The sequence below is a fragment of the Mycobacterium sp. NGS56 genome (genome assembly GCF_059812425.1).
Window position 1 is genome coordinate 1,411,158 of sequence record NZ_JCALCQ010000001.1, and the last position, 14,382, is coordinate 1,425,539.

A 14,382-nucleotide genomic window follows, 5' to 3' on the forward strand; every position below is an offset into this window, starting at 1 on the left:
TGTGAACGACCTTCTCGGGCCGCCGTGCCCGTGCGGCAGCAACAGAAGCTATCGCGCCTGTTGCGGGCCGTTGCATGAGGGCGAGTCGCAGGCCCGGACGGCCGAGGAGTTGATGCGCTCGCGGTACTCGGCTTTCACCTACGGTGACGGCGACTACCTGTTCCGCACCTGGCATCCGCGCACACGTCCGGCAGACGTGACCGCCGACTTAAAGATCGTTTGGACTGGCCTACAGGTGATCGACACCTTGGCGGGTGGGCCAGACGATGATTTCGGCGAAGTGGAATTCACGGCCCGCTACGAGTCCGGCGGTCGCGCGGGCAGCCTGCATGAGCGCAGTCGCTTCCAACGCCGCGCCGGCCGATGGTTCTACCTCGACGCCGTCGGGGGAGATCCGTAGCCCACGCGTTCCACCTCACGTGCGCGCCCGCTGACCTCGTCCTAGAGATGCGGAATGCCGGGCAGTGGGATATGCGGGACAGGCAGGCCCGGCGGACCGGCGGGGATCGGCGGGCGCAGCGGGGGGATCGGCGGCCCCGGCGGAGGTGCAGCCGGCCCGGGAATACGGGGTGGAGGCAAGGGCAACCCGCCCGGGGGTGGCGGGAGCGCAGGGGGCGGCGGTAGTGCAGGCGGCGGGGCGGCAGGCGCTGGTGCGACCGGCGCCGGTGCAACACCTGCCGGTGCCGGCGTTGGGGCGTTGGCAGGCGGAACCGGTGCGGGCGGAGCCGGGGCGACGACGCGTGCGCCGATTTGTGGTCTCGTGTCGGAATGCGGGCGAATCGCGATCGCCAGCGCGATGACCAGGGCCAAGACGCCGCCGACAAACAATGCCAACACGCTCAGCGCCACCAAAAACGGTCGGGTTGCCCGCTGCTCACCCGGCGCAGCACCGAAGCCCGCCAGCGATTCGTCGTCGCCGAGAAACGGTGGATAGGCGCCGGTGGCGAACGCACCAGCGGGTTCGCCCGCCTCTGCGCGATCGGCGCTATAAGCCAACGCGGGCGCACCGCGTTCCACGGTGGCAACGCCGTCCGCGAAGCCGAGAGCCACCGCATGCGGAACGGGCGAGCCCGTCGCGGGATCCTGCGCGTAAGCGATCGCTGCGGTCGACGACGAAAACAGCGGCGGATGTGCCGATGCCAGCGCCGCGCCCCTGGCCAACGCCAGCTCCGGCTCTTCCGGTGTGCTCAAGACAAGGGAACTGGCTGCCTGCAATTGCTCCCGGATTGCGGCGATGTCAACACCGTCGCTGCCGACGACTAACAAACCGTCTGGCCGCTGTTCCATCGTCGCGGCATCCGCGGCCATCGCGGTTAAGGCGGTCAACGCTTCATATTCGTCGTCGGGGAGTTCCTGGCGGCGCACACCGGCGACCGAACCGTCGGCACTGTCGACCACAGCCATCGTCGCCGTGGATGGCTCAACAAACAACAACGCGGTGTGCGCGTATCCGGTCGCGCTGCCTACCGTCTGGGTCAACGCGGCCGCGGCCAGAAAGGCCGAGACGAGCATGACTTTCTCGAGCCGCTGACCAGACAGCAACTCTTGCAGGGCGGCGGCCTCGGTGGCGTCGGTCCACGTCACGCCGATCGAAGCCAGCTGCCAACCGCTATCAGCCGCTGCTTCCCGCGTTCCCAGAATCGCCGAGACAACCTGATGCGGCGCCGTCTGATTTGACCGATCTTGAACAGCGGGCACTTCGAACCCGTCGGTGTCGACCGTGGCGCCATCGGCGTTTTCCCCTTCGACCACGACCATATGGACCGCTGTGGGCGTCATCGACACACCGAGTACGGTTTCCACCGCCCCTCCCACCTGGCTTGAAGCGGACCCTGCTCGACATCCAGCGTATCCCTCGTTGCGCCATCCAAACCCAAGCGTCGTCGTCAAGGGTCGAGGCGATGGCCTGGAGGTGACCTCCGGACGCGGCCTCTCACCGTGCGCAACTGCGGTCGGGAAACGCCGCGCGGGTGGGGAGTCGGCTTGGTGGACAAGCGAAATGGTGCTTGCGGGATCCTGCGGCGTCGACCCCGTCAGAGGCCGATGTAGACGGCCTTGGTGTTGAAGTAGGCTTCGATGCCCTTACGGCCGCGCTCGCCGCCCCAACCCGACTGCTTGTGCCCGCTGATCGGCATCGACGGGTCGGCCGCGAGCGAGGAGTTCACCCAAATCTGGCCCGCGCGAAGCTCATTCACGACACGGTGGGCGCGAGACAGGTTCTCGGTCCAGATGGAGCCGGCGAGCCCGTAGTGCGTGTCGTTCGCGGCGGCGATCGCCTCGTCCTCGTCGTCGAACGGGATGACACAGCCGACCGGGCCGAATATCTCCTCTTTGATGAGCCGCATGTCCGGGGTGGTGTTGGTGATGATCGTCGCCTCGTAGAAGTAGCCCTTGCGGTCTAACGGCTTGCCACCGGTGATCACCTGCGCGCCGCCGGCCACGCCGTCGTTGACGATGCCTTTCACGCGTTTGCGCTGCTTCTCGCTGATCAGCGGTCCCAGCACCGAATCGGGGTCATCGCTGCCGCCCATCGGCAGCATCCGCGCGAATCCGGCGAGGCCCTCGACCACCTGGTCATAGATGCCGCGCTGAACATACATACGCGAGGTGCAGGAGCAGTTCTGCCCCGAGCCGGCGAGCAGTCCCATGCCGGCCCCCATGATCGCCTTGTCCAAGTTGGCGTCGTCGAACATGATCAGCGGTGACTTGCCGCCGAGTTCGAGCGTCAGGCGCTTGAGGTTGCCCGCGGCCGCCTTGACGATCAGCCGCCCGACCTCCGTCGACCCGGTGAAGGAGATCTTGTCGACGTCCGGATGCGCGGTGAGCGCCGCACCGGTGGTCTCGCCGTAGCCGGTGATGACGTTCAGCACACCGTCGGGTAGGCCCGCCTCGCGGAAGATCTCTTCCAACTTCAGCGCGGTGAGCGGCGTTTCCTCGGCGGGCTTGAGAACCGCGCTGCATCCCGCGGCGAGTGCCGGCGCGACCTTGAGCATCGCGACGAAAAACGGCCCGTTCCAAGGGATGATCAGGCCGACGACTCCGACGGGCTCGAGCTGAGTGAAGGTGTGGTAGGTCTCCCACGTGCCGAGCAGGCCGTCGGAGACGAGATTGGCCGACTCACCGTGAATCTTGCCGACCCAGCCGGCGTAGTACTTCAGCATCTCCACCGACACCGGGATGATGTGACGCGCGGCGGTCGTGTTCATGCCGTTGTCTTGTGCCTCGAGCGCGGCGAGCTCCTCGGTACGGTCCTCGATGATGCGCGCGGCGCGGAAGAGGACGTTCGCGCGGTGCGACGCGGGCGCCTTGCGCCAGACCCCCGACTCGAAGGTCTCCCGTGCCCGGGCTACCGCCGCGTCGACCGCCGCCTGGTCGGAATCGGGGACTTCCGCGATCTGCTCCTCGGTAGACGGGTTGAAGACCGCAATGGTGTTACTCAATGTTCCTCATAGCCCTTCACTCGCGGAAATGCTGCCGTCGCGCGAGAGAGGTTACGCGCGTAACCAGAGGGTGTCCAGCACGCCCGGGGGCCCTGCCAGGGACGAGGCGGGGCGGATTCCGCTGGTCAACGAGGTGCTCGCAGCGAGTGCTCAACCCGCCGGGCGGACGCTAGCTACGTCCGCGCCGCCGTGAATTGGCGGCTAGATTACCCCTATGCGGGTTTTTCGCCTGTTCGGCGTAGTCCTGACGATCCTCACAGCGGCGTTGTTGTGGGCAACCCCTGCCGATGCGCAACCGCCGTCCAAGCTCACCGATCACATCACTGACAGCACCGGGGTGTTGGCGGCGTCCGACCGGGCAGCGGTCAGCGCCGCCATCGACCGGCTCAACCGCGACCGTCACATTCAACTGTGGGTGGTCTACGTCGACAACTTCAACAGGTTCAAACCCGACAACTGGGCCGACCGGACCCGCAGTGCCAGCGCGATGGGCGACCATGACGCGCTGCTGGCCGTGGCCACGAACACCAAATCGTGCGCGTTCAGCGTGCCGCCACAGATCCTCACAGCGGCCGAGTCGAACAAACTGCGAACCACCCAGATTGAACCGGTACTGGGCGCTAAAGACTGGAGCGGTGCTGCGGTCGCCGCGGCCGACGGGTTGGACAAGTCGTCGAGCGCGTCTGAGCCGGCAAGCTCGTCGAAGCCGGTCTGGCCGCTGATCGCGATCGCCGTGATCGTGGTCGTGCTTATCCTCGCGTTCCTCCTGCTGCTGATACTGTTGCGCGCGCGCCGCCGCCGGCGCGCCGCCCGGGGCAGTGGCCAGTTGGACATTGGCGGGGGCGATCATTCGACGCAGCGGGCGTTGTCCACCGCGGAGGCCAGAGTGCGTCAAATCTCCGACTATGTCGCCAGGTATCGCTCCAACATCGGCAGTGAGGCCCAAGCCCGGTTGGACGAGGCGAAACGGCACTTGGCCGCTGCGCACGGCACGGAAACGGGAAACGACACCGATGCCATCGCATACGCCAACAGGGCATCGACACTGGCCGCTCAAGCGCAGACGCTGGCCAATGCCGACGTCGTGGAAGCCCACCGCACGCCACGACGACGCGGCAAGGCGTCTACCCGCTGACCGGCAGGATCAATTCGGAGCGCACCCCGCCAGCGCTCTCGAACGTCAATCTATGTGCGGGACGGCGCAGGGCCTCGACGTTGCCATCCGGGTGGGCGATAACTCCGCCGCCGGTGGGAATTCCGAGCCCCGTGACAGATCCCTTCAGTGTCTGAATCGCCCGCGAGAGCCGCGCCCACGCGGTCCGCTCGTCGTGCGCGTCGATGACCAGGGGGACCAGATCGAACACGCCGAATAACTCCGTCCCGTCGGTGTCCGAAGTCTCAACGATTCCGTAACGCCCAAGCTGGACGGCACCGGCCGAAATGCCCGCTACGACGGCTCCTTTGGTGTGCCGGTCAAGGATCACCTCTGTCATGCCGGTTTCCTCGAACGTGTTCCAGCCGAGTCGCGCATCGCCGCCCGCGAGGACGATCAAGCGGGCTCGCTCCAGGAATGCGCGGTCGTCCGGGCCGAAGGACGAATCGATCATCCGACGCTCGGTGATTCCCACGGCATCGATTGCGGCTTCGAAGATTTCGTAGAACTCGGGACGATCCCCGTTGGAGGCGCCGATGTAGGCGGCGCTCAGCGGCGCGTCCTGAGCCAATCCATCGAGGGCGGTTTCGAGCAGCAGTCTGCCGTCACGCCTCCAGAACAGCAGCTGACTGTCCGCCAGCAGATAGAGCGGCTGCCGTTGTGGCGCCGTCACTTCGGCCGATCTTCGCCGGTGAGTTCATCGAACCTCGCGAGCGCCGCGTCGAGGTCTGTCTCGTCGAAGACCTCGCAGCGGTTGATCAGGTCACCGTCCAGAGTCAGAACGTTAGCCTCGAGCCACTCGGCGTCGAAGCCGTCCGGCGACGTCCCATGCGTCGACTGGGTGACGACTGCTCCAAGGTTGCTCAGCCGATGCACCGCATCGACGTAGATCTTGGCTTGCGGCATCACCTGCCATGTGGCATGGATGTAGGGAACCAGGTCGCCGGGCGAAAACGCTCGCCCTCGCCGGTGGTCAACATTCACCCAGCCGGGTGTGGTCGCGGGAAGCTTGTGTTCGTTGAACGCGGCGAAACCCCGCAACAGAGTCGACCACGTATGCGCATAGGCGACCGCTTCTCCTGCCAGGTAACGTGTTTCGAGTTCAGCGAAGGCGGTTTCGAAGTCGTCGGGGTCGAAAATGACGACAGCCATACATTGGTTGTCAGCATTGACCTGCACGACGGAAAGCGCCGCAGCTTGGAAGGCTGCGGGCAGCGAATCTTGGCTAACGAAGGTGAATCGGAAGAGCGCGAGGTGCTCTCCGCGGGTCGCAATGACCGCCGCCCGCATATCAGAAGTCCAAACCTCGGCGGTGGCGCGCCAATTCGCCATCTCGACCTCGCGACCGCGTCGGATTCCGGCGTTTATGCCCCGACGGCGGTCGTCCGAGCAAAAGTCTTCATCGATCAGCTCTGCCATGGCATCCCAGTCGCGAGCCGTAAAGTCCGCCAGGAACTGCTCGATCACCCGGGTCGCGGCATTGTCCAGCCGCGATGGCGGCCGGGTGAGCTCGTCGAGCCGCGCGTTCGCGGCGTCTAAATCGGTCTCGTCGAACACCTCACAGCGAGTGAGTCGGTCGCCATCGACAACGAGAAGCATGAGCATGCGCCATTCGACGCTTAAGCCGTCCGGCGAGGACCCGTGTGCGCAGTTGGTGATCACCGCGCCACAACTGTTTATTTGGTGAACGGTTTCGATGTGGACTTTGAAATTCGGGGTGAGATCGAAGAGGGTGTGAATGGCTGAAGTCATGTCGCCGGCGGCGAATGGTGTGCCTCGTCGATGGTCGATGGTCACCCAGTCCGCGGCGGGATATTCGTGCCGGTTGAACATCGCGTGTACGCCGGCAATCACCGACCACGTGTCTGAATGAGCGGCCGCTTCGCCAGCGATGTATCGGGCCTCCAGTTCGTCAAATGCCGCGTCAATGTCGTTCAGGTCGAACACGATGCGTGCTACGGCGCGGCCTTCGGTGTCGAGCTCCAGAATGTCCAAATCGATGGAGTGGAACCCATCGGGTCCTTGGCCGCGCGCGGTGGTTCGGAGGCGACTGAGGACAAGCCGCTCGCCGCGGGTCGCGACGATTTCTGATGTCAGGTCGATTCCGGCGTCATCCAGCCCCGCGATTTCGGCGATCACAGCAGCCGGCCCTTCTCGGACGCCGGAATTGATCACGTGACGACGGTCGTCACTCCAAACGTTGTCGCCCATCAGTTCGGTTACCGCGCGCCAGTCGCGAGCCGCATAGTACGACTTGAATTGCTCATACAGCCGGCTTGCCGCATTTTCCGGATGTCGTCGCGCCGGCGCCTGCATTGCCTCAAAGCGTTCAAGGGCAGCCGACAGGTCCGGCTCGTCGAAGACTTCCAGGCGGTCGATCAGGTCACCTTCGATCGTCAGAAGACTCACCACTCGCCACTCGGCGTGAAAGCCCTCATCCGAGGTTTCCTGTGACACAGAGGTGACCACAGCGCCGAGGTCATTCAGCCGGTGCACCGCCTCGACGGAATTGCTCAAGTCGGGTGTGGCATTCCAATTGGCCAGTAGCGCAGACCCTTCACCGGGCGCAAACGATATTCCTCGCCGGTGATCGACGTTCGACCAGTCGACTGTCGTCAGCGGATGCTCACGCCGATTGAGCGCGGCGTAGGCGCGAGTGATCACCGACCAGGTATGGGCATGAGGTGCGGCTTCGCCTGCGATGTAGCGTTTTTCGAGTTCCTCGGTGGCGTCGTCGATGTCATCGGTGTCGAACACGACCCGGGCTGCGATCCGGTTTTCGGCATCGACCTCGACGAGACCGAGCACCTCGCTGTGGAAAGCCTTCGGCCCGTGCTCGGGGCCCAAGAACCGGGTTCGTGCGAGCAGAAGGCGCTCACCTCGGATCGCGATGACGTCGGGCACCATGTTCCTGATGCCGACATCAGCCCACGCCCGCATATTTGCGATATCGACGTCTCGACCCACTTGGACTCCCGCGCCCACGACTCGACGACGATCGTCACTCGAAAAGTCGTCGGCGGTCATTTCGGCGATCGCGCCCCAGTCGCGTGCCGCGAAGTATGCCAGGAAGCGGTCGCTGATTTTGCTTGCTTGATTTTCCAGTCGTCGCGTTCGTGGCTGCAGCTGATCGAACCTAGCGAGGGCAGCCTCGAGATCTGACTCGTCGAAAAGCTCGCAGCGGTTGACCATGTCGCCTTCGAAGGTGACCAAAATGAGTTCTCGCCATTCGGCGTTGAAACCCTCTTGCGAGCTTCCGCGCACCACGTGGGTGACGACGGCACCGAAGCTGCCTAGCCGATGCACCGCCTCGACGTAGCCCTTGACGTCGGGTGCGATTTCCCACGTGGCGTGCAAGTATGCAGTCAGTTCACCGGGGGCGAATGCTCTCGCTCGTCGGTGATCGACATTCGCGCAGTCGGACGTCAATCGGAGGTGTTGGCTGTTCGCTGCGGCATACGTCTCTACTACGACCGACCACGAATGTGAGTAAGGTGCGGCTTCGCCTGCACCATAACGAGAATCGAGTTCGGCGATGGCGGCATCGAAATCGTCAATGTCGAACACGACGACTGCAGCGATTCTCTCGCCCGCGTCCATTTCGACAACCTGAAGGACGTCGACCTGAACCGCCTCGTCGTCGCTCGCCCCGTGGAAGCGCATCAAGATAAGGCGTTCACCCCGGGTGGCAATGCTTGTCGACGCGATCTTCGTCAGCAACCCGACGTCTGTGGCCGCCCGTAGGTCTTCGATCGCGGCCTTCCGACCGCGCCGGACCCCGGCATTCACCACCCGACGGCGATCGTCGTGGTGGTAATCCTCGGCGAACCAAATGCCTGCCGCGTCCCAATCGCGATCCGCGAATAGCGCCTGGACGCGCTTGTACACGCGGCTTACCGCGTTGTCCAGTTGCGGCGCCGGCCGGGTCAGTTGTTCGAATTTGGCGATCGCGGCGTCGAGATCCGATTCGTCGAAAACCTCTGTGCGGTTGATCATGTCGCCGCCGACCGTGAAAACGGCAATCCCGCGCCACTCTGCGAGCAAGCCCTCTTTCGAGGTCTCGTGCGCCGCATAGGTGACGACCGCGGCCACGTCGCTCAGCCGATGCACTTGCTCGACATAGACGTTGATTCTTTGCTCGGAATCCAATCCCGCGCTGATGTATGCGTTCACATCGCCGGGCCCGAACGCGGTCTCCCGTCGATGGTCGATGTTGACGCAGTCCGGCCTGGTCATCGGCAACTCGTGCTTGTTGAGCGCGGCATAACTAGCCGCGACGACGGACCACGTTTGCGCGTGGGTGGCCCCTTCGCCGCTGAGGTATTGAGCGTCCAGCTCGGCGATGGCGGCGTCGAAGTCCTCCGGGTCGTACGAGACGACGGTCGCGATTCGGTTGTCGGCGTCAACCTCCACGACGTGGAGGGCCTCGTTTCGGATCGACTCGGGGTCGGGGCCGGAGGCGCGACTTCGCGCGAGTACCAGACGTTCTCCGCGGATCGCAATCGCGTTCACCATCGAGATCGTGAATCCGACTTCCGCGGCGGCTTGAAGGTCTCTGATCACGTCATGTCGACCGTGCTGGGTTTCGGCGCCGACGATTCGTCGGTGATCGATTCCGACGTAGTTGTCGGCGACCGTCTGCGCCATGGTATCCCAGTCGCGAGCCGCGAAGTGCGACCACACGTGCTCGAATACGTGCGCGGCCGTGTTTTTTAATCGCGGTGCCGGCCGGCTGAGTTGTTCGAATCTTGCGATCGCGGAGTCGAGGTCGGCGTCGTCGAACATCTCGCAGCGGTTGACCATGTCGCCCTGGACCGTCGAAAGGGCAAGGTGCCGCCATTCGGCGTCGAAGCCCTCATGCGAAACGCCATGCGACGCAGCGCTGCAGACCGCTCCGAGATCGGTCAACCGGTGCACAACCGCGACGTACGGTCGGATCTCTTGCCCGATGTCCCACCCGGCACGGATGTATGCGGGAAGCTCACCGGGCGCAAACGCAGTGGTCCGTCGATGGTCCATAGTCACGCAATCAGATGTCAGCGCGGGGAATTCGTGCCGCCTGATCGAGGCGTAAGTTCCCGCGATCACCGACCACGTGTGCGCGTGCGGCCCCGCTTCGCCAGCGAGATACCGGGCATCGAGTTCGGCGATGGCAGCGTCGAAGTCGTCGAGGTCGAACGCGGCCATCGCCGCGATCCGGTCGGCGGCGTCGAGTTCGACGATTTGGAGGAAGTCGACGCGGAATGTCTCCGATTCCAAGGTGCTTCGCGCGTAGTGGGCACGAGTGAGGGCCAGGCGCGCCCCACGGGTTGCAATGGTCTCCGAACCCGCATCCGTCACGTGTATGTCGGCGGCCGACCGGTAGTCTTCGATCGCAGCATCCGGGCCGCGTCGGATCCCCGAACCTACCACCGAACGACGATCGTCGCCGCAGTAGTCGTCGGTGAGGAGCTGGGTTATCGCGTCCCAGTCGCGGGCTTTGAAATACGCGTGCAGGCGCTCGTATGCGCGCGTCGCGGCATTTTCCAGCTGAAGCGTTTGCGAATGCTCGTGCTCGAGTCGAGCGTAGGCCGCGTCGAGTTCGGCCATCGCGGCGTCCATGTCTTCGACGTCGAACCACACCTGTCGCACGACTTGGCCATTCTCGTCGATGGCGTATAGCTGCAGAAGCTCGTCGTGCGGCGCTCCGGGACTCTCGTCGACAGCGCTCGTGATCAATCGAGACAGAGCCAGCCGCTCGCCTCGCGCAGCGATCATGACATGGTCGATACGCGTGACGCCGGCTTCGAGATCACGCCTCATCTCACGTCGCACCGCGTCCGATGGGAGGGCCACGCCGACGATCTTCCGCCGATTCTCGATCGAGACATTTGGTGCGAACAGCCGCTCGAACTCATCCCAGTCCTTGCGACGAACAGCGGCCATGACGCGTTCACCCACTCGCACGCATTCGCTGTCCAGCTCGACAACGGGCGCAACGGGGGGAGCCGGGGTAGGCGGCTGAGCCGGCTCGCCGAGAATTTGCCGCGCCATGTCCACCAGCGCGGCAGCGCCTTTCCGCTCATACAAATCGATCGCTTGCTCGGCGGCGGCGCGCGCTCCCGCGACGTCACCGGCGGCGCCTAGAACCGTCGCCAGCGTCAGGCATGCGTCGCCGTGATCGACCAGTGCGTCGGTGCGTTCGGCCAGACTGACCGCTTCCTCGGCGACCCGTCGAGCCGCTTGGAAATCATCTTTGCGCGCCAGCAGGTGTGCCCGAAGCGTCCGCCAGGCGATCGACGCCTTGAGTGCGTGGCCGGCGAGACGCTCACTCTCCGCGCACAATTCGCCCGCCTCGTCCTCGCGGTCTAGAGCTAGACATGCGCGGCCCAACAGCGCGGCGGTTTCGGCGGTGTCGGCGTCCAGCCCCATCCGGCGAAAGCCGTTGCAGGCCTTGCGCAGATGCGGCTCCGCGGCGGCAGCATCGTTTCCGATGAGTTCGACGATGCCGGCGAATTGGTCAACTTCCAGCAGCGCGTGGCGCAGGCCGAGCTCGGTGAGGGTGCGGCGGGCCGAGTCGATCATCCGCCGGGCGGCAGGCGTACGGCCGCGGAACGCCTCCAACACGGCTTGGCACCGCGTGGAGGTGGCCTCCACGGCGGGGGAGTCGGTCGTGATACGCAGCAGCCGGACCACGTCAAGACACCTTCCACCCGCGCGCGGAACCGGATTGGGGCCCCACAGCGCCGCGAGCGGAGCACCGGCCAATACGGCGTTCACCCGGCGGTGTTCACGCGCCCGCCGCGCCGCCGTGAGGGCGTCGTCCAGGGCAATTTCGCAATCGCCGATCCGCCCAAGACGGTTGAGGCAACCCGCGCGAACGGTGTGCGCCTTGGCTTCTCCTGCGGCGTCGTCCAGTTCGGCCAGCTTGGTGGCGGCCGCCCCCAAGGCGACTTCGACGTCGTCCAATCGCTCGGGGTGAATCAACATCGACAATTGGCCTTCGAAGCATGTCGCCCACGCTGCTAGCCGGGCCGAATCCGTTGCCGCGGCTTGTAATCGAGAGACCGCACCGACCGCGGAAACCACGTCGCCCGCGGCTAGCAAAGCCTCGCAGCGCGCAACCAATAGTTCAACGGTCTGGTCGTCGCGGTCGGGAAGCTCGTCGTCAATGTCCTCGAGCGCGTGCAGCGCGTGATCGTAAAGGTCGGCGGCACCCTCGTAGGCGAGTCGCGCCATCGCCTGGTCAGCGGCACGCCGGCAGTAGAAGGCGGCCTTGGCCGCGTTTCCCGCCCAAGCGCATTCGAAATAGTGGTGGGCCAGTTCGGCCAGCAGCTCATCGTCGGCGCCGGGCAGCGTCTCGAGTGTCGTGGCGATGCGCTGGTGCAGTCGCATGCGGCGCACGGACGCCAGCTCGGCGAGCAGTGATTGGCGGACGATGGCGTGGTTGAACCGGAAGTACCCGCCGGGCTCTTCGATGACGATGCCGGCCTGGCGTGCTTCGTCGAACGCGTCGATGAGGTCACTTCCTACCACCCGCTCTACCAGCTCCAGAGCAAACCGGCTGCCGACGACCGCGGCCGCGGCAAGGGCCTTGTTGGTATCGGCGGGGAGTCGAGAAAGCCTGCGGCTCACTGCTTCCCGCACACCTTGGGGCAGGGTGCTCTGGTCCCACACGCCGCCACTCTCATCGACATGGCGCAAGGCCTCAATGAGGAAGAAGGGGTTACCGCCTGTGACAGAGGCCAATGCGTGGGCGAGTTCGTCGTCGTCGTAACCCGCCTCCGCGACATAGGCCGTCACGTCGTCTTCGCCGAGCCCGCTGAGCGTTAGCCGGTCGGCCGTCCCGTCGCGGTGCAGGTCGGCGAGCGTCGCGGCGAGGGGATGCGAGCGGTCGAGGTCGGTGCTGCGGTAGGTGCCGACGACTTGCACGCGGGCATGGTCGCCGAATCGCAGCAGATGCCGCAACAAGAGCAGCGTCGGTTTGGCTGCCCAGTGCAGATCGTCGACGATCATCACCACCGGCGCGCTCTCGGAAGCGGTTTCCAGCAGCGCGACGACGGCATCGAACAGGGCGTAGCGCTCGGTGTCGGGGTCGGCGTGTGCCGGGGACGTGAGGTCGGGGAGGATGTCGGCCAACCCGGGCACGATTGACAGCAACGCTTCGACGCCGCGCAGCCCTCTGAGCCGGTCAGCGCCCACGCACGGTGCTAGCGAACGCAGCGCTTCGGCGAACGGCTGATAAGGGGCCCCGAGATCTTCGTCGCACCGGCCGTACAGCACGACCGCTCCTTGCGCGTAAGCCTGTTGCGCCCATTCACCGGCCAGGCGCGTCTTGCCGACGCCGGGTTCGCCGGCGATCAATACCGCACGCACACCACCGGCGAGCGCCGTCTGCCACGCCGAAAGCAGCCCTTCGAGTTCGCGGCCACGACCTACGAATGGACCCGCGCCGACGAGTACGGCCGGGACGTTGGGCCGCTCCATCGGCGGTACGGGCGCCTGCGATTGCGGTTGGTCCGCACCGGTCTCCAATCGCAATTCGAAAACATGCTCGGGCCGCGCGAGGTTTTTCAGTTGACGCATCCCGAGGTCGGTGAGCATGACATCATCGGCCAGCGAGTCGATGACGAGCTCGGCGGTGGCACCGGAGCACAGGATTTGGCCGCCCTCGGCCAGGGACCTCAATCGCGCGACCCGGTTGACCGCTCGGCCGAAGTAGTCGCCGTCGCGAAGCTCGACCTCGCCGGTGTGCAGCGCCATGCGGACACGGATGGGGTCCGGCGACCCCCACGGCTCGTGGGCAATCGCGTCCTGCAGCTCGATTGCCGCCGCGACGCCCGCGGAAGGTCGGTCGAAGACCGAAAATGTCGCGTCACCCTCCCCGCGGGTCTTTATCAGCCGACCGCCACGTGACGTGACGACCTGTTCGACCAGCTCATCGTGGCGTGCCAGCGCCACCGCCATGGCATCGGCATCCGCCTCCCACGCCGCCGTCGACCCCTCGATGTCCGTGAGCAAGAATGTGACGGCGCGCATCACCGACGGAACATGTTGTGTTACAGCGATATCCAGCGAGGCGTCCTGAGTGACGATCGCGGCCTCGAGCCGGCGAAGTTCTGGCCCAGGATCGACCCCCAGGTCGTCGGCGAGCAGCGATCGAGCCCGTTGATAGGCACCGAGGGCCTCACCTTGCCGGCCGGCGCGGTACAGGGCGAGCATCAGCTGACCCCATCGCCTCTCCCGCAGCGGAGCGTCAGCCACCGCTCCCTCGAGATCACCGATGACTTCCGCGGCGCGACCGGTATCCAGCAGCGCGTCGGCTCGCTCCTCGACCAGCGCGGCGTGGCTCTCGATCCATCGCGTCTTTTCAGACGTGCCGCGCCGACCGTCGGGCAGTTCGGGAATTCCGCGCCAGAGGGCAAGGGCCTCCTCGAACCGGGCCAACGCCTGGCTCGTGTCGCCCGCCGTGGCGGCCTCGCGTCCCAGCCGGGCCGCCGCCTTGTAGCGCGCGGCATCAACCTCGCTTTCGGCGAGAATCCAACCCGCCCCCTGGGTCACCACGAAGCCGTCGCCGAGGGTGCGACGCAGCGAAGAGATGTGGGTCTGCAGGGCCTTGGCGGCGGTGCGCGGCGGATCCTGGCCCCAGAGCAGCTCTACGAGCGTGTCCGCTGGCACGACGGAACCGCTGTGCAATCCGAGCATCGTGAGAATGGCGCGGGGTTTCGCGCCCGGTATGGCGACGGACGCTCCGCCTCGCCGGACCTGGAGAGGTCCCAAAACGCCCAGTTCCACCGATGAAAGCGTACT

The 14,382-nt window shown here is 65.5% G+C and carries 6 protein-coding genes; 2 read left to right on the forward strand and 4 right to left on the reverse strand.

What is annotated here, in order from left to right; all coding sequences use genetic code 11:
• Nucleotide 1 precedes the first annotated feature (1 nt).
• Nucleotides 2–400, forward strand: a complete 399-nt coding sequence (locus AC5Y4F_RS06485; RefSeq protein WP_067929811.1) for a YchJ family protein — start codon at nucleotides 2–4, stop codon at nucleotides 398–400.
• 41 nt (nucleotides 401–441) lie between these two features.
• Here AC5Y4F_RS06485 and AC5Y4F_RS06490 read toward each other — a convergent pair whose 3' ends face one another.
• Both AC5Y4F_RS06490 and AC5Y4F_RS06495 read right to left on the reverse strand, forming a co-directional pair.
• On the reverse strand, nucleotides 442–1,815 hold the full coding sequence (locus AC5Y4F_RS06490; protein WP_499995580.1) for a DUF7159 family protein: 1,374 nt from the start codon (nucleotides 1,813–1,815) through the stop codon (nucleotides 442–444).
• Between the two features lie 218 nt (nucleotides 1,816–2,033).
• Nucleotides 2,034–3,440, reverse strand: a complete 1,407-nt coding sequence (locus AC5Y4F_RS06495; protein ID WP_499995581.1) for an aldehyde dehydrogenase family protein — start codon at nucleotides 3,438–3,440, stop codon at nucleotides 2,034–2,036.
• A gap of 214 nt (nucleotides 3,441–3,654) precedes the next feature.
• Between AC5Y4F_RS06495 and AC5Y4F_RS06500 the strand changes: the two genes are divergently transcribed.
• On the forward strand, nucleotides 3,655–4,575 hold the full coding sequence (locus AC5Y4F_RS06500) for a TPM domain-containing protein (RefSeq protein WP_499995582.1): 921 nt from the start codon (nucleotides 3,655–3,657) through the stop codon (nucleotides 4,573–4,575).
• Here the strand turns inward: AC5Y4F_RS06500 and AC5Y4F_RS06505 are convergent.
• Nucleotides 4,565–5,266 (reverse strand): Type 1 glutamine amidotransferase-like domain-containing protein, encoded by a 702-nt coding sequence (locus AC5Y4F_RS06505; protein WP_499995584.1) that lies wholly within the window; start codon nucleotides 5,264–5,266, stop codon nucleotides 4,565–4,567. The genes AC5Y4F_RS06500 and AC5Y4F_RS06505 overlap by 11 nt on opposite strands.
• Nucleotides 5,263–14,367, reverse strand: a complete 9,105-nt coding sequence (locus tag AC5Y4F_RS06510; RefSeq protein WP_499995803.1) for an ATP-binding protein — start codon at nucleotides 14,365–14,367, stop codon at nucleotides 5,263–5,265. Before AC5Y4F_RS06510 ends, AC5Y4F_RS06505 begins: the two co-directional genes overlap by 4 nt.
• Between the last annotated feature and the right edge of the window lie 15 nt (nucleotides 14,368–14,382).

Excerpts from the sequence above, each read along its gene's own strand:
- AC5Y4F_RS06500 (WP_499995582.1), top strand. The coding sequence starts at position 3,655 with ATGCGGGTTTTTCGCCTGTTCGGCGTAGTCCTGACGATCCTCACAGCG.